Source organism: Sphingomonas sp. G-3-2-10 (assembly GCF_012927115.1).
GTDB lineage: Bacteria > Pseudomonadota > Alphaproteobacteria > Sphingomonadales > Sphingomonadaceae > Sphingomonas.
This window is the reverse complement of the sequence record NZ_JABBFY010000001.1, coordinates 1764067-1780983: the sequence shown is the minus strand read 5'-3', so window position 1 is coordinate 1780983 and position 16917 is coordinate 1764067. Positions and strand designations below refer to the sequence as shown.

Annotated in this window: 13 protein-coding genes; 5 read left to right on the top strand and 8 right to left on the bottom strand. The window is 66.8% G+C overall.

Annotated elements, in window-relative coordinates; genetic code table 11:
- Positions 1 to 10 precede the first annotated feature (10 nt).
- Positions 11 to 436: a hypothetical protein gene (locus tag HHL13_RS08810; protein ID WP_169555313.1), complete on the top strand. Its 426-nt coding sequence runs from the start codon at positions 11 to 13 to the stop codon at positions 434 to 436.
- A gap of 45 nt (positions 437 to 481) precedes the next feature.
- Here HHL13_RS08810 and HHL13_RS08805 read toward each other — a convergent pair whose 3' ends face one another.
- The 3 genes from HHL13_RS08805 to HHL13_RS08795 form a co-directional block, all read right to left on the bottom strand.
- A complete protein-coding gene (locus HHL13_RS08805) occupies positions 482 to 2116 on the bottom strand; it encodes an NAD(P)/FAD-dependent oxidoreductase (RefSeq protein ID WP_169555312.1) in 1635 nt (544 codons plus the stop codon).
- Between the two features lie 110 nt (positions 2117 to 2226).
- Positions 2227 to 3804, bottom strand: coding sequence for an acyl-CoA synthetase (locus HHL13_RS08800; protein ID WP_169555311.1), 1578 nt, complete (start codon positions 3802 to 3804; stop codon positions 2227 to 2229).
- Between the two features lie 11 nt (positions 3805 to 3815).
- On the bottom strand, positions 3816 to 4580 hold the full coding sequence (locus HHL13_RS08795; protein ID WP_169555310.1) for an enoyl-CoA hydratase/isomerase family protein: 765 nt from the start codon (positions 4578 to 4580) through the stop codon (positions 3816 to 3818).
- Between the two features lie 325 nt (positions 4581 to 4905).
- On the opposite strand from HHL13_RS08795, the gene HHL13_RS08790 reads away from it, so the two are divergent.
- Positions 4906 to 7077 carry a TonB-dependent receptor gene (locus HHL13_RS08790; protein WP_169555309.1) on the top strand — a complete coding sequence of 724 codons (2172 nt, stop codon included), beginning with the start codon at positions 4906 to 4908 and terminating at the stop codon, positions 7075 to 7077.
- Positions 7078 to 7141: 64 nt separating this feature from the next.
- Positions 7142 to 7900, top strand: coding sequence for a glucose 1-dehydrogenase (locus HHL13_RS08785; protein WP_169555308.1), 759 nt, complete (start codon positions 7142 to 7144; stop codon positions 7898 to 7900).
- Positions 7901 to 7950: 50 nt separating this feature from the next.
- Here the strand turns inward: HHL13_RS08785 and HHL13_RS08780 are convergent, their stop codons facing one another.
- The gene (locus HHL13_RS08780; RefSeq protein WP_169555307.1) at positions 7951 to 8817 is read right to left on the bottom strand and encodes an SMP-30/gluconolactonase/LRE family protein; all 867 of its coding nucleotides are present in this window, start codon (positions 8815 to 8817) and stop codon (positions 7951 to 7953) included.
- 161 nt (positions 8818 to 8978) lie between these two features.
- The gene (locus tag HHL13_RS08775) at positions 8979 to 9782 is read right to left on the bottom strand and encodes an IclR family transcriptional regulator (RefSeq protein WP_169555306.1); all 804 of its coding nucleotides are present in this window, start codon (positions 9780 to 9782) and stop codon (positions 8979 to 8981) included.
- Positions 9783 to 10104: 322 nt separating this feature from the next.
- Between HHL13_RS08775 and HHL13_RS08770 the strand changes: the two genes are divergently transcribed.
- On the top strand, positions 10105 to 11445 hold the full coding sequence (locus HHL13_RS08770; protein ID WP_169555305.1) for an MFS transporter: 1341 nt from the start codon (positions 10105 to 10107) through the stop codon (positions 11443 to 11445).
- A 54-nt stretch (positions 11446 to 11499) separates the two neighbouring features.
- On the opposite strand, the gene HHL13_RS08765 is transcribed toward HHL13_RS08770, so the two are convergent.
- The 3 genes from HHL13_RS08765 to HHL13_RS08755 are packed head-to-tail and all read right to left on the bottom strand — an operon-like array spanning position 11500 to position 14946.
- Positions 11500 to 12648 carry an acyl-CoA dehydrogenase family protein gene (locus HHL13_RS08765; RefSeq protein ID WP_169555304.1) on the bottom strand — a complete coding sequence of 383 codons (1149 nt, stop codon included), beginning with the start codon at positions 12646 to 12648 and terminating at the stop codon, positions 11500 to 11502.
- Between the two features lies 1 nt (position 12649).
- Entirely contained in the window at positions 12650 to 13753 is a 1104-nt protein-coding gene (locus HHL13_RS08760; RefSeq protein ID WP_169555303.1) for an acyl-CoA dehydrogenase family protein, read from the bottom strand.
- Between the two features lie 11 nt (positions 13754 to 13764).
- The gene (locus HHL13_RS08755; RefSeq protein WP_169555302.1) at positions 13765 to 14946 is read right to left on the bottom strand and encodes an acyl-CoA dehydrogenase family protein; all 1182 of its coding nucleotides are present in this window, start codon (positions 14944 to 14946) and stop codon (positions 13765 to 13767) included.
- Between the two features lie 223 nt (positions 14947 to 15169).
- On the opposite strand from HHL13_RS08755, the gene HHL13_RS08750 reads away from it, so the two are divergent.
- Positions 15170 to 16804, top strand: coding sequence for a long-chain fatty acid--CoA ligase (locus HHL13_RS08750; protein ID WP_169555301.1), 1635 nt, complete (start codon positions 15170 to 15172; stop codon positions 16802 to 16804).
- Positions 16805 to 16917 lie beyond the last annotated feature (113 nt).

Below are 16917 nucleotides of genomic sequence, written 5' to 3'. Positions count from 1 at the left end.
CCGCTATGTGGTGAGCGAGACGGCGATCAGCATCGCGATCAACGCGGTGTTGAGCGTCGCCTTCGCGCTGCTGGTCTTCGGTGGCCGGGAGTCGATCGATCTGGCGGCCCGCGACGTGCTGTTCGACATGGCGCCGCAAAGCTTCATGGTGGCGTTCATGGGGACGCTGGTGCCGGGATTGCTCACCCGCAAGCGGCTGGCGGCGGGGCGCATCGCCGGGTTCGGGGAACGGGTCGTGCCGGGCAGGCCGGTGCTTCGAGCCTTCGCGACGGCGGTCGCGGCGGCGGCCGCCGGCACCGGCCTGATCGCGCTGGTGCAGCCCGATATGAGCGTCGCGCTGCCCGTCTTCGTCGCGGCGAAGGCCGTTTATGGCGGGGTTCTCGCCGCGATCGTCACGCCGCTTGCGCTGGCTCCGCTGCTTCGGGATCCGGTCTAGCGCTCCGACTGACGCTGATGAAGGCGCCAATCATATTGGGGGCCATCAGACGAAGCTGAAGCCGCGATAGCCCTCGGCGGCCGCATCGCTGCAGATCTCGCGATACCGGCCGAACCCGCCGATATAGACCGGGAAGACGCGCGGTTTTCCGGGCACGTTCGCGCCGGTGTACCATGTGTTGGCGGTCGGATAGAGCGAGCGCGAGCCCAGTTCGGTCACCTTGCGCATCCAGCGGTCCTCGGCGTCCAGATCGGCTTCGATCGCGCGGAGGCCATTGGTGCGCATATGGGTGATGCAATCGCACACCCAGTCGACATTCTGTTCGTTGAGCAGGATGAAGTTCGCCAATGCAGAAGGCCCGTTGGGACCCGCGATCACGAACATGTTGGGGAAGCCCTCGATCATCAGGCCGAGATAGGAGCGGCCGCCCTCGGCCCATTTCTCGTTGAGGCTGCGGCCCCCCTTGCCCTTGATGTCGATCGACAGCATCGCGCCCGTCAGCGCGTCGTAACCGATCGCGGCGATGATGACGTCCACTTCGACTTCGGTGTTGCCGGTGCGGATGCCGGTCTCGGTGATCTCGACGATCGGATCCTCGAGACAATCCATCAGCGTGACGTTGCTGCGGTTATACGCCTCGTAATAGCCGGTATCGAGGCAGGGGCGGCGCGCGAAGATCGGATAGCCGCGCGGCGTCAGGCGGCGCGCGGTGTCGGGATCATCGACCACTTCGGCGATCTTGCCGCGCACGAACTCGGCGACGACTTCATTGGCTTCGCGATTGGTCAGCAGATCGGAGAAGAGACCGAGGAAGCGGAGGCCGCTATGCGCCCAGGCTTCCTCCATCAGTTGCTCACGCTCCTCGGGGGGGATGCTGAACAGCGGGCGAGTGGAGATCGGGCGGACGCCGCCGGTCAGCGAATGCCGCGCGACGGCGCGAAGGCCTGGGTAATGCGCCTTGATGTGTGCGACATAGGCGTCGTCCAGCTTGCGGTTGCGCATCGGCAGGGTGAAGCTGGGCGTGCGCTGGAAGACATAGAGTTGTTCGGCCTGTTCGGCGACCACGGGCACGATCTGGATGCCCGACGATCCCGTGCCGATCACCGCGACGCGCTTGCCCTTCAGGTCGACGGGATGGTGCGGGTATTTGCCGGAAAGGTAGATCTCGCCCTTGAACTTGCTCGCACCCGGAATGTCGATCTGCTTGGGAACCGACAGCGGGCCGGTGGCCATCAGGCAGTAATTCGCTTCGAACACGTCGCCGCGGTTGGTTTCGATCCGCCAGATACAGGCTTCGTCGTCATATTCGACGGAAGTGGCGCGGGTTTCGAACCGGATATCGCGCTTCAGGTCGAGCTTGTCGGCGACGAAGCGGGCATAGGCCAGGATCTCGGGCTGCGCGGCGAATTGTTCGGACCATGTCCATTCCTGCTGGATCTCGTCGGAAAAGGAATAGCTGTAGTCGATGCTCATCACGTCGCAGCGCGCACCGGGATAGCGGTTCCAGTACCAGGTGCCGCCGACATCGTCGCCGGCCTCGATCGCCAGTACGTCGAGGCCCATGCCGCGCGCACGGTGGAGCGCATACATGCCGCCGAAGCCGGTGCCGATCACCAGCGCATCCAGGCGATGGACGCCATCCTGTGCCGCCGCGTTGCCGCGATTGTCGTGCTGATCCATCCTCGGTCCTCGGAATTCTTATGATTTCAGTCGATTGCGCTATGCTTGTGAGACGCCGGGACCAACGACGAGCTGGATGCGGCCTCGAACATCACATTCGGGATTGCCGGTCAGGCCGGAGCGGCCTGCGCGATTTCGATCGCCCGGCGATAATCGCTCTTGCCGCTGGCGTGGCGCGGCATGGTCTCCGCGCGGACGATGCGGCGCGGCATCTTGTACGCGGCAAGCTCGGCGGACAGCGCGTCACGGATCGCGTCGTCATCGGGCTTCTCACCGGCCTGGATGAGCGCCGCCACCGCGCTGCCGAAACGGGGATCGGGCAGGGCGAACACCATCGCATCGACAATGCCCGGCACGCGCTTCAGCGCTTCCTCAACCTCTTCGACGAAGATCTTCTCGCCGCCACTGTTGATGCACATCGAGCCGCGACCGAGCAGGCGGAAGCGGCCGTCGGGCAGCCATTCGGCCATGTCGCCGGGGACGGCATAGGCCTGTCCGTCGATCTCGCGATACACGGTCGCGGTCTTTGCCGGATCGCCATGATAGCCCGCGCCGAACGGCGGGCGCCGGGCGAGCCAGCCCGCCCCCGGTTCGCCGGGCGCGAGGATGCGATCGTCATCCTGCGCGACGATCACCGTCTGTGGCCCACGTTCGAAAGTGCCGGTGGGAGTGGAGCGTTCGCGATTGGTGATGGCAAAGCCGAAACCCGAGGCTTCCGACGCGCCGAGAATGTCGAGCAGGGTCAGATTGGGCACCGCCTCGAGCAATTGCGTCTTCACCTCCTCGCTCCACATCAGCCCGGCGGAGGAGATGAGGCGCAGCGCGGACAGGTCCCAGCGGCCCGGATTGGCGGTGAGCGCATCGGCCATCGGACGGGCAAAGGCGTCGCCGACGATCAGCACGCGCGTCACATTGTGCCGCTCGACTTCGTCCCATAATTTCATCGGATCGAACCGGTCGAACGGCAGGAGCACAGCCGTGCCGCCGATCAGCAGTTCGGCGAGGCAGGAATTGAGCCCCGCGCCGTGCATCAGCGGGCAGGCGGGCAGGACGCGTCCGGCGAGGTTGCGGCCAACCTGCGCGATGTGATCGTCCATGCTCGCCGGGGTCGTGACCGCGACCGGGGATTCGAGCTGCGAGCGGCGCGCATCGGCCGATCGCCACATCACGCCCTTGGGCCGTCCGGTGGTGCCGCCGGTGTAGAGCAGATAGCCGTCGTCGGGCGAGCGGGCGATGCCCAGCGGCGACGGATCGCCTTCGCTCGCCATGCGGGCATAACCGCCGTCTCCGCCGATCTTTACCGACAGGATGAGGTGGTCGATCGCGCCGTCGGTCAGCGGTGCCGAAACGCCCTCGAACTCGTCCTGATAGAAGAGCCCCGCAGCCTGGCAGTCGCGCAGGACATATTCGATCTCGGCGGTGGTGTAGCGATAGTTGATGTTGACGTGCGTCACCCGCGCCTTGAACGCGGCGGCGGCGACCTCGATGAACTCCGGGATGTTGCGCGCGAGGATCGCGACGCGATCGCCCGGCTGGAGCCCGGCATCGCGCATCGCCCGCGCGACGCGATTGGTGCGCGCGTCGAAATCGGCCCAGTTCACAACATGGTCCCCGCGAATGATCGCCGGGCGATCGCCGGGGACATTGGCGGCGGTGGCGTCCAGCAGGTCGCCGAAGTTCCAGTCCATCACCTGCGTCCTCAGCGGCCGAGGAAGACGGGCGCGCGCTTCTCGACGAACGCCGCGACGGCTTCCTTGGCGTCATGGGTGGTGGAGAGCTTCGCGGTGTTGCCCTGTTCGTAGATATAGCCGTCGCGCAGCGTCATATTCTCGATGGTGCGCATGCTGTCCTTCGACAGCTTTGTCGCGAGCGGGCTCTTCGATGCGATGGTGCGGGCGAGGTCCATCGCCCAGGGCATCAGTTCGTCGGCGGGCAAACACGCTTCGATGATGCCGCGGCGATACATTTCGGCGGCGGTCACGCGATAGCCGGTCAGCATCATGCGGCGCGCCAGCGAATGCGGGATGATCCGCGCGGCATGCTTTCCGCCGCCCATCAGGCCGACATCGACCTCGGGCAGGCCGAACACGGCATTTTCGGATGCGACGATGATGTCGCAGCTGGCGACGAGGCCAAGGCCCGCGCCGAGCGCCGGGCCGTTGACCGCGGCGATCACCGGCTTGGCGCAATCGGCGATCGAATAGGCGACTTCGCGGACCACGCGGTTGCGGTTCCAGCGCTTGCCGGGGATGGTGAGGTCCGGACGGTTCTTGAGATCGGCGCCGGCGCTGAAGCATTTGCCCGCGCCGGTGAGCACGGCCACGCGCACATCGTCACGGTCGTTGAAGCTGTCGAAGACGTCGGTCAGTTCCTGCAGCATATCGAGTGCGGCGGCATTGACCGGCGCATTGTCCAGCGTGACCAGCGCCACATGATCCACGACTTCGGTGCGCACATTGCCCATCAGTATCTCTCCCGGAATGCTTTGCGCCGATGATGCATCGGCAGGGGCTGCGCCGGACGCAAAAGGGAGCCGGGCGGCGGAAAATCTCATCCGCGAATATTGCCGGGCCGAACGCGCGCCAGGCTGAATCTCGCTTGTGATTTCCGCGGGGCAGGGCGCGGTTCGCTTGAAGCATCGGCCGCAAAACCGGATCGGAATGAGCGTCGCACGAAATGGCGATTGCAAGAGACGGTAGCCGGTCAGGCCCGTATGCTCCTTCCGCGCAACACTGTCCGGAACGGGCTTCGACCTGATGAAATGGTTGTCCGCAGGGAGAGGGTTGACGATGAAGAGGCATTCGAAATTTCTGCTGGCGGGCAGCAGCATCGCCGCGATGCTGATGGCGGCTCCGGCGTTCGCGCAGGACGCGGTCGAGGCTCAGGACGAGGCAGCGCCGGTTCAGGACGAGGGCGGCCTTACCGAGATCGTGGTGACCGCCACCAAGCGTGGCCAGGCGCAGAACGTCCAGGACGTGCCGATCGCCGTCACTGCCTTCGGATCGGACCAGCTCGACAGCCTGCACGCCAGCTCGATCGCCAGCGTCAGCTACAGCGTTCCCAACGCCTCGCTCGAAAGCGTAGGCACCACGCCGGGCTATGCCAATTTCTCGGTCCGTGGCCTGGGCATCAACAGCTCGATCCCGTCGATCGACCCGACCGTCGGCGTGTTCGTCGATGGCGTCTATCTGGGCGTGAGCGCGGGCGTGCTGTTCGACACGTTCGACCTTGAGGGCATCGAAGTGCTGCGCGGGCCGCAGGGCCTGTTGTTCGGCCGCAACGTGACCGGCGGCGCTGTCGTCCTCCGTACGACCACGCCGAGCAACCGCTTCCGCGTCGATGCCCGCGCCGGCGTGTCGACCGGGCTCGAATACAAGGCCAGCCTGTCGGTGTCCGGCCCGATCGTCGAGGACCGCCTGAGCGCGAAGCTGGCGGTCTATTACAACCATGATGCCGGCTGGTTCACCAACGACTTCAACGGACAGAAGGTCGGCAAGAGCGAGACGCTGATCGTCCGCCCGGCGCTGCGCTTCACCCCGGCCGACGATTTCGAAGTGATCCTGCGTTACGAGCATGGCCGCATCCGCGGCGACGGCCCGGTCGCGACCAATCACGGCCTGTATCCGCGCGACAGCTTCCGCGTGAACCTGAACTATGCCGGCTTCCTGACGTCCGACTGGGATCAGGGCATCGCCGAAGTGAATATCGGCGTCGGTTTCGGCGACGGCACCATCACCAACATCGCGGCGGTGCGTGCGCTGTCGAACGACACCGGCGGCGACGTCGACGCTTCGCCCTCGACCGCGCTCCATTCGCGCAACAACACGCGCCAGTGGCAGTTCAGCAACGAGCTGCGCTACGCCGGTACCTTCGGCCGGTTCGACGTGACCAGCGGCCTGTTCTACTTCGATCAGGACATCAACTACGCCGAATCCCGCCTGCTTTCGGGCGGCGCACTCCTCGTGTCGGGCGGCGGACGCCAGAAGCAGAGCAGCTTCGGCATCTTCACCACGGTCGACTGGCGGATCACCGATCATCTGACCCTCAGCGTCGGCGGTCGTTACTCCACCGAGGACAAGTCGGTGCTGGTCCGTTCGATCGGCGTGGGCGGATGCAATCTCGACCAGCTGAATTGCAGCTACGACTTCACCGACGCGCAGAGCTGGGACGGTTTCACCCCGCGCGTCGGCATCCAGTTCAAGCCGACCGAGAAGACGATGCTGTACGGTTCGTTCTCGCAGGGCTTCCGCAGCGGCGGCTATAATTTCCGCAACCTCAACCCGAACGTTTCCCCGGGGCCGTTCGATCAGGAGCAGCAGGACGCCTATGAAGTCGGCGTGAAGCATGAGGTCGGCCGGATCGCCCGCATCAACCTCGCCGGTTTCTACAGCAAGATCTATGGATCGCAGCGCGAGTTCCAGGCGCCGTTCGCGCCGTTCGGCAGCTTCCAGATCATCACCAACGCCGCCGATCTGTCGATCAAGGGCCTCGAAGGCGAATTGCTGATCACGCCGATGCGCGGCCTGACCATCGCCGGCCAGTTCGGCTATACCGAAGGCAAGTATGAGAAGATCCTGTTCGATCTGAACGCGGACGGCGTGATCAACGCCCGCGACTATGCGCTGAAGCTGCCGCGCCTCGCGCCGTGGAGCTATGGCGGTTCGATCACCTACAACACCGCCATCAACGACCGCATTTCGATCGAAGGCCGGGTGGGCGTGAACTATCGCGACGCCGCCTTCTACAATGACCAGAATACCGGCCTGCTGAATTCGGCCACGATGGTCGATGCCGGACTGTCGCTGACCAGCGGCCGGTTCAAGCTGTCGGTCTATGGCACCAACCTGCTGAACGAAGCGACCTTCGGCACCGAAGCGCCGTTGCCCTTCTTCAGCGGATCGACCTTCGCGCCGCTCAACAAGGGCCGCGTGTACGGGGCCGAGATCGGATACAAATTCTAACCCCCTCCAACCTGCCTGGGGCTCGCCATCGTGCGGGCCCCTTATTTTTTGACGGGAGTTTTCGATGGGTGAGGAACTTCGCGGGCGCGTGGCGCTCGTCACCGGCGCTTCGCGTGGACTGGGGCGCGATATCGCCCGCCGGTTCGCCGCTGCGGGCGCGGCGGTCGCGCTGCTCGATCGCAAGGCGCATTGGGCGGCCGAACTGGTCGAGGAGATCGAGCAGGGCGGCGGCCGCGCGCTGGCGCTGGGTTGCGACGTATCGGATCGCGAGGGACTGCACGCCGCGTTCGCCGAAGCCGGCGCGGCGCTCGGCCCACTCGATGTGGTGGTGAACAACGCGATGTGGACACGCTATGCGCCGATCCCCGAGATCGACCAGGAGACGGTCGACAAGATGCTGGGCGTGGGCGTCGCGGCGATCGTCTGGGGCACGCAGGCGGCGGGGGCGCAGATGCAGGGGCGGGGCGGCGCGATCGTCAATATCGCGTCGGTTTCGGCGAAGCTCGGCCTGCCCAATGCGATGGTCTATTGCGGAGTGAAGGCCGCGGTGGAGGGCATGACCCGTTCCTCCGCGATCGAGCTGGCGCCGCAGGGTATCCGCGTGAACGCCGTCGCGCCCTCCACCGTCGCCACCGAAGGAGTGCGCGCGATGCTCGACGACGCCACGTTCGAAGCGCGGGTGGCGAGCACGCCGCTGGGGCGGCTGGGCGAGACTTCGGACATTGCCGAGGCGGTGCTGTTCCTGGCGGACGGCGCGCGTTCCGGCTTCGTCACCGGCCAGTCGCTGATGGTCGATGGCGGGATCTCGATCGCGCTGCGCTAGGCGGGGCCAGCCTCGAGATCATTCATCCCCCACCGGGGGAGGACTTTCTTTTAGCCGTACACCCCCTCGGCAATGCCGGGCGCGTCGAGCCCGCGGATCGTGATTATCCGGCCCGCATCGGGGTGATCGGCGACCAGCTTGTGGCCCGAATTGGCGATGCTGGTGACGTAGAGCGTGTCGAGGCCTTCGCCGCCGAAGGCAGGGCAGGACGGGTAGGGAATGGGCACCGGAATGGTGCGGATCAGCGTGCCGTCCGGGGCGTAGCAGGCCACCGCCTGCGCCAGCACCAGCGCGACCCAGATCCGCCCCTGGGCATCCACCGTCGCGCCGTCGGGGCCGGAGCCCTGTTCGCGGCAATCGGCGAGGTCGTGGCGCGGCCCGATTGCGCCGGTTTCGGGATCATAGGCGTAGCGGCGGAGCATCCCGTCCATGCTGTCGGCGAAATGCATCGCGTCGCCCGAAGGCGAGAAGCACAAGGCATTGCCCACCACCACGCCATGCTCGATCCGGCTGGTCGCGCCATCGGCGTCGAGGCGGAACAGGCTGCCCGCGCCGCCATCGTCGCCCACGCGCATCGACGCGGTGAGGATACGGCCGTGGCGATCGGCCTTGCCGTCGTTGAGGCGAGTCTTCGCTTCCATATCGGGCCGCGCGATCAGGCGAGTGACGCCGGTTTCAGGATCGAACCGGTAGAAGCCGTCGGCCAGCGAGAGGATCAGGCCATCGCTGGCGAGGCCGATGCTGCCGAGCGGCTGATCGAGCCGCCAGTGGCGCTCGTCGCGGCCCTCCGCGTCGCTCGACCGCAGCGTCGCCGCGACCGAATCCGCCCACCACAGCCGGTTGCTGCGATGATCCCATAACGGGCTTTCGCCAAGGCCGGCGGCGGTAGCGGGCAGCAGGTCGATCTCGATCGGCATGGGAGGTCCTCGGAAGCGCGGGAAATGGATGCGAGGATAGGGCCGTGGAACGGCGAAGGACGGCTTCGCTGATTGCCGGGAGGATTATCGCAAGTGCGATGGGTTATCGCTCGTATCCGAATCCCTCCCCCTCGATGGGGGAGGGTTATCGAGATCACGCCCTATTCGGCAGCGTCCAGCCAGGTTTCGATATCGTCGCCGTTCGCTGCGTTGTTGCGCTGGCGTTCGTGGAATTCGGCGATCTTCGTACGCATCAGCTCGACCAGTTCGGCGCGGCGCCTGGAAAGCCGCTCGGTCGTGCCGCCGATGCCCAGCACCAGCGGGATGCCGTGGATGCTGTCCCCCAGCGGCATGGCGATCGAAGCGATGCCGGGCACGGGATGCTCGGGCCAGTAGCAATAGCCGGTGTGCCGGATCCAGCGGATGCGCCGCATCACATCGTCCAGCGTGATCCGCCGGTCGGGGTTGAGCTCGTAATAGTTGGAATAGCGGTAGATCTTGTCGATCTCCTGATCCCGCATCTGGCTCATCAGCGCCATGCCCGAGGTCGCGTCGAGCATCAGCCGCATCTCGCCGCGATTGGGCGGGCGCTTGTGCGGATGATCGGGCACCCGCATCATCATATACTGGATGAACAGATCGTTCTGGGTGACCAGCACCACGGTCTCGTCGGTCAGCTGGAACAGCTCGTCGATCAGCGAGCTATAGTCGCTGCCCGAGGCGACATGGCCGTACAGCCAGCTGCCCAGCGACGCGACCTGCATCGTCGGCAGATAGGTGCGGGTGGTACGGTTGTAGTTGAGATACCCTTCGATCACCATGCTCTTGAGCAGGTTGGTAGTGCTGGACTGGGGATAGTTCAGCGCGGTGTAGATCTCGTTCAGCCGCAATGGCTTGCGGTAGTTGCGGAATAGCTCGAGTACTTCGAAGGTGCGCGACGCCGATTTTACAGGTTTTCTTTTCATCCTCTCCGTCCCTTGACGCGGCGCAAGGCGCCATTCTGCGGTTCGGTTCAGGTCGCCTGTGCCGGCGATCTCGTTCCGCACAGTTTGGCGCGCATCGCCCTGCCCGACAGCCCGATGGGCGATTCCGGACCGGATATCACATATGTGATATCCCGGCCATCGCGCGCGGTGACGGTGGAGGCGGGGCCTCCGCGTGCCGAGGCGCCAAATCATATCCGGGATAAACCCCGCCGGATCGGCCGGACCGGCCGCAGGGGCGGAGGCGGCGGCTAGGCTTACCCATCAGACGCGCAGCTGTTCAGCGCGCAAGGTGGAGAGGCTCATGACCGATCAGATTCGCGCCCGCGATCCCATCCATGATGGCGTGGTTGCCGCGCCCCGGCTGCCCTATGGCGCGCTGGCGCTGCTGATGATCGTGTACGCCTTCAACATGCTGGACCGGCAGATCGTGACGATCCTGGTCGAACCGATGAAGGCCGATCTGAACCTGTCGGACTGGCAGATCGGCATGATCAGCGGGCTGGCCTTCGCCCTGTTCTATACCTTGCTGGGCATTCCGCTCGCCCGCTTCGCCGATCGCGGCAACCGGGTGCGGATGATCTCGATCGCATTGCTGGTGTGGAGCGCCTTCACCGCGCTGTGCGGGCTGGCGCGCAATTTCAGCGAGCTGCTGCTGGCGCGGATCGGCGTGGGCGTGGGCGAGGCGGGATGCACTCCGGCAGCGCACAGCCTGATCACCGATTATGTCCCGCGCGAGCAGCGCGGCTGGGCGCTGGCGCTTTATTCGCTGGGCGTGCCGCTCGGGTCGCTCGCGGGGCTGGTGCTGGGCGGCCTGCTGCTGGCCAGCCTGGGCTGGCGCGCCGCGTTCCTCGTCGCGGGCGTGCCCGGCATCCTGCTGGCGGTGATCGTATGGTTCGCGCTCGACGAGCCGCGCCGCCGGGGCGAGGGGCTGGCCCATGCCGCGACGGCGCAGCTGCCGCTTGGCGAAGTCATCCGCACGCTGATGAAACTGCCGAGCTTCTGGCTGGTCTCGTTCGGCACCGCGATGGGCGGGTTCGGCTATTATGGGCAGGCGGCGTTCTTCGGATCGCTCTACATGCGCACGCATGCCACGGGCCTGAGCGTGCTGGCCGATTGGGCCGGAATGCCGCCCAGCGTGGTACTGGGCCTCTCGCTCGGGCTGATGGTCGGCATCGTCGGGATGATCGGGACTTTGGTCGGCGGCCGCCTGGCGGACCGGGCGGCGCGGGCGGGTATCGTCGGCTATACCCGCGTGCCGACCGCTTCGCTGGTCATCGCCGCGCCGCTGTTCGCCGGAGCCGCGCTGGCGGGGACGATCGGCTGGTCGTTCCTGTTCCTGGGGCTGGCGATCTTTGTCCACGCGCTCAACTATGGATCGGTGTTCGCCGCCGTGCAGACGCTGGCCAGCCCGAAGATCCGGGCGATGGCGTCGGCGATCCAGCTGTTCATCACCAACGCGATCGGGCTGGCGCTGGGACCGCTGTTCGTCGGGGTGGCGAGCGACCTGCTCGCGCCGTCGCTGGGGGCGGCGATGGGGCTGAAGGTTGCGATGGCGCTGGTGGTGGTGCCGCTGGCGCTGGGGTCGCTGCTGTTCTGGCTCGCCGGGCGGCGGATTGCGGCGGACGAGATGGCGGGCGCCTAAGCCTGATCCCATCTTGTCATCCCGGCTTTCGCCGGGATGACGGTTCAAAACTGCTTATTCGAACAGCCGATACGTCTCGCGGGCGATCACCAACTGCTGGATCTGGGTGGTGCCCTCGAAGATGCGGAACAGCCGCGCGTCGCGATAGAAGCGTTCGACCGGATATTCGCTGATATAGCCCGCACCGCCGTGGATCTGGACGGCGCGGTCGGCGACGCGGCCGAGCATCTCTGATGCGAACATCTTGGCGCAGGCGGCCTCCAGCGTGATGCGCTCGCCCGCGTCGCGCTTGCGCGCGGTTTCGAGCACCAGCGCGCGGGAGGCCATCGTGTCGGCCTGGCTGTCGGCGATCATCGCCTGCACCAGCTGGAATTCCGAGACCGGCTTGCCGAACTGGATGCGCTCGCGCGCGAATTCGACCGACTCGCGGATCAGCCGTTCGGCCATGCCGGTGCAGAGCGCGGCGATGTGCAGCCGGCCCTTGTCGAGCACCTTCATCGCGGTGCGGAAGCCATTGCCCTCCACCCCGCCGAGCAGGGCGCTGGCGGGCATGCGGCAATCCTCGAAGATCACGTCGCAGGTCAGCGCGCCGGCCTGGCCCATCTTCTTGTCGGGCGGGCCGATCGACAGGCCGGGCGTGCCGGCCTCGACGAGGAAGCAGGAAATGGCGTCCGCGCCCGTGCCGTCGCCGGTGCGTGCCATCACCGAGAAAAGGCCAGCTACGGGTGCGTTGGTGATGTAGCGCTTGGTGCCGTTCAGCACATAATGATCGCCGTCGCGCCGCGCGCTGGTGCGGATCGACATGGCGTCGGAGCCTGCGTCCGGCTCGGTCAGCGCGAAGCTGCCGATGATCTCGCCCGAGGCGAGCCGGGGGAGATAGCGCGCGCGCTGTTCCTCGCTGCCGGCGATCACGATCGATTGCGATCCGATGCCGATATTGGTGCCCGCGAGCGAGCGGAAGGCGGGCGAGGCATGGCCCAGCTCGAACACGATCCGCACTTCCTCCTCCATCGACAGGCCGAGCCCGCCGAGTTCGGGTGCGATCGAAATACCGAACAGGCCCAGCTCGCGCATCTCCTGCGCGATCGATTCGGGGATCCGGTTGGTCTCGGCGACCAAAGCCTCGTTGGGGATCAGCCGTTCGGCCACGAACCGGCGGACGGTGTCGAGCAGCAGCTGGAAGGTTTCGGGGTCGAGGGCCATGTCAGGCGTCCGACAGCGCGACGAAGCGGGCGCGGTGATAGTCGCGGTCGCCAAGGATCAGGTCGAGCATCATCTGGCGGCGGAGGTGGTGGCTGACGACCAGCTCCTCGCTCGTCCCGACGCCGCCGTGCAGCTGCACCGCCATCTGCGCGACCATCACCCCGCATTGCGAGATGCGAACACGGGCCGCCGCGATCAGCGCGCGGTCGGGCGTGCCGCTCTCAAGGCTGCGCGCGGCGACGCTCATCAGCGCGCGCGATTCCTCGCACGCCACGCTCATGTCGACCAGCTTGTGCTGGATGACCTGGAAGGTGCCGATGGCGACGCCGAACTGCTGGCGGGTGCGGACATAGTCGAGCGTCGCGGCGGTCGCGGCTTCCATCGATCCGACCGCCTCGGCCAGATGCGCGACCAGCGCGCGGTCGGCGGCGGCGGCGATGCGGGCGACTGCCGTGTCGCGCTCGCCGAGCAGGATGCCGGGGACGTCATTCAGCTCGAGGCTGCAATGGCGGTGGCTGTCGCTCGAGCGGAAGCGGCGGACGGTGAGCCCCGGCGCGTCGGCGGCGACGAGGAAAAGGCTGATGCCGCTCTTGTCGCCATAGACGCCGCCGGTGCGGGCGGAGACGACGAACCAGTCGGCATCGGCGCCGTCCTCGGCATGGACCTTGGTACCGGTCAGCCGGTCGCCCTCGGCGCGGGTATCGACGCCGAACACCGAATAGCCGTCATCCTCCAGCAGGGCGGCGGCGATGCGCACCTCGCCCATGCCGATCTGCGCGAGCAACTCGCTCGCCTTGTCCCCGCCGCCCTGCATCAGTGCGGGGGCAAAGACGCAGCACGAGACATAGGGCTCGATCATCAGATGGCGGCCGAAACCCTCCATCAGCGCTGCGATTTCGACCGGGCCGCCACCAAGACCGCCATCGGCCTCCGCGATCGGCAGCATCAGCCAGCCGAGTTCGGCCATCGCCGCCCAGCGGCGGCGCGAGCCCTCCGGCCCCTCGGCCAGCCGGGCGAGGCGCGCGGCCGCGCCCATATTCTCCTCGCCGAACCGGTCGGCGCTCTCCAGCAGTATCTGCTGCTCGTCGCTGTACGCGAACTCCATCGTTCTTCCCCTCAGAGCCCGAGCGCGCGTCGCGCGATGATGTTGCGCTGGATCTCGCTCGATCCGCCGTAAATCGTGGTGACGCGCGAATAGAGCGCGCCTTGCAGCGCCAGCGGCATGTCCGGCGGCGTTTTGCCGTTCCCGTCGAGCGCCTCGAAATGCTGCGCGGCGGGGCCGAGCGCTTCTACCCACAGCCCGGTTGCCTGCTGGATCAGTTCGGACCAGCGCAGCTTGACCATCGATCCGCGCGGGCCGGAATCGGCACCCGCTGCGGCATCGGCCATCAGCCGCATCACCATCGCCTGAAGCGCCAGCGCCTCGATCTCGATCTGCGCGAGCTTGCTGCGGAACCCCGGCCGGTCGAACAGGGTGCCGCCCGGCACCCGCCGCCGCTTCGCTGCCTCACGCACCGCGCGCAGCGTCTGGGGCAGGAACATTGCGGTCGCCGCGGCGACCATCCGCTCGCGATCGAGCAGCACCTTGCCATAGCCCCAGCCCATGCCCTCCTCGCCGACAAGATTGGACAGCGGCACGCGGACATCGTCGAGGAACACTTCGTTGGTGTGGTGCTTCTCGTCCAGCGTGTGGATCGGCTGGATGCGCAGGCCCGGCGTGTCCATGTCGACCAGGATCAGCGAGATGCCCTGCTGCCGCTTCGCCTCGGTCGAGGTGCGGGCGAGGACGAACATGCGGTCGGCGACATGGGCATAGCTGGTCCACATCTTCTGCCCGTTGAGGACATAATCGTCGCCATCGCGGTCGGCGCGGGTGCGCAGCGCGGCGAGGTCCGATCCGGCGCCGGGCTCCGAATAGCCCTGGCACCACCAATCCTCGCCGGTGATGATCCGGGGGAGGTAGAAATCCTTCTGCGCCTGGCGGCCATAGGTGAAGATGATCGGGCCGATCAGCTCCAGCCCCTGATGGAATTGCGGCGGGGCATCGGCGGCGGCGGCCTCCGACCAGAAGATCGAGAGCTGAGCGGGCGTCCAGCCGGTGCCGCCATATTCGACCGGCCAGGTCGGCGCACCCCAGCCGCGATCCGCCAGCCGCTTCTGATAGGCGGTCAGCGTTTCGGGCGGCAGGCGCAGGCCGCTGCGCACCGTGGTCTTCCAGTCGTCCGGAATGCTGTCGGCGAAAAATGCGCGAACCTCGTCGCGAAATGCGAGGTCGTCCGGCGCAAGGCTCGGGGTCATCAGGCTCTCTCCTGCTTCGTTGCCCTTCGCCTAGCGCGTTGTTCGCCCCGGCCCGTGCAGTCGTGGACAGACCGGGCGAATTTCCCGGATGTGATTGTCGGCAGGGTGAAAACGCCGCTTGCCAAAATCACGCAGGCGATAAGCGGCGGCGCGCGCGCGCAGCCCTTCGCAACATGGCGGCGCGCGGCGATCCTCCGGCAAAAGCCATGAGGAGAGACAGGCAATGTTCGGCCTGATGCAACGGCAGCAACTGACCATCGGCGGGCTGATCCGCCACGCCGCGACCAACCATCCCCGCCGCGAGATCGTATCGCGCAGCTTCGACGGCAGCATCGTGCGATCCGACTGGGGCCGCGTCGAGCGGCGCGCGCGGCAAGTTGCCGGGGCGCTGGCGGGGCTGGGCCTCAAGGCCGGAGACCGCGTGGCGACGCTGGCGTGGAACCGGTTGCCGCATCTGGAGCTCTATTATGGCGTGAGCGGCGCGGGCATGGTGCTCCACACCGTCAATCCGAGGCTGTTCCCCGAGCAGATCCGCTACATCGTCGATCATGGCGGCGCGACCGTGCTGTGCGTCGATCCGGACCTGCTGCCGATCGTCGAGCCGCTGCTAGGCGAGCTTCCGGCGCTCCGGCACGTGGTGGCGCTGTGCGATGCGGCGAGCCTGCCGTCGTCGGCGCATCCGGGCGTGGTGGCCTACGAGACGCTGCTTGCGAATGCCGCGCCGATCGAGGGCTGGCCCGATCTCGACGAGAATGCCGCGAGTTCGCTTTGCTACACCTCGGGCACCACGGGGAATCCCAAGGGCGTGCTGTACAGCCATCGCTCGACCGTGCTGCACGCGATGAGCGCACTGTCGGCGGATTCGATGGCGCTTTCGGCGCGGGACAGCGTGCTGGTCGTGACGCCGCTGTTTCACGTCAACGCGTGGGGCATTCCCTATTCGAGCGCGATGTGCGGGGCGAAGCTCGTCCTGCCCGGATCGGCGATCGATGCACCATCGCTCTACGAACTGGCGCGCGACGAAGGGGCGACCTTCTCGCTGGGCGTGCCGACGGTGTGGTTCGGCTTCTGCGACCATCTGGCGCGCGAACGGACTGCCGAGGAGCGGATGGCGCTGCGCCTCGACCGGATCTTCACCGGCGGGGCGGCGACGCCGCGATCGCTGATCGAGCGATTCCGCGACCTGCTGGGCGTCGAGACGCTGCAGGCCTGGGGCATGACCGAGACGAGCCCGGTGGCGACCGTCTGCCGCCCGCTGGCGCATCACGACGTGCTGGATGCCGAAGGCGAAGTCGAACTGCGCGCGCGGCAGGGCCGGGCGGTGTTTGGCATCGAGCTGCGGATCGAGGACGAGGACGGCAACGCCTTGCCCCGCGACGGCGAGGCATCGGGCCTGCTCAAGGTACGCGGGCCGTGGGTGCTGAGCGGCTATTACGGGTCGGAAGCCGGATCGGCGCTGGACGGGGAGGGTTGGTTCGACACCGGCGACGTGGCCCGGATCGATCCAGACGGGTTCCTCCAGATCACCGACCGATTGAAGGACGTGATCAAATCTGGCGGCGAATGGATTTCCTCGATCGACCTCGAAAATGCCGCGACGTCGCACGCGAAGGTCGCCGAAGCCGCGGTGATCGGCGTGGCGCATCCGCGCTGGCAGGAACGTCCGCTGATGCTGGTGCGGCTCCATCCCGGCGAAGCGTGCGGGGCAGGGGAGATCGTCGAGCATCTGACCGGCCAGGTCGCGCGCTGGTGGCTGCCCGACGACATATTGTTCGTCGACGATCTGCCGCACACCGCGACCGGCAAGCTGCTCAAGACGAAGCTGCGCGAGACCTATGCGGGGCATTTCGGCGGGTAGGGAGGCTCAAGGGTATCAAGATCCTCCCCGGAGGAGGAGGCGGGCGAAGCCTGACGGAGGGGCAGCGCCTCAAGCGATATCGCCTGCGGAAGTCCCCTCCACCGCTTCGCGGT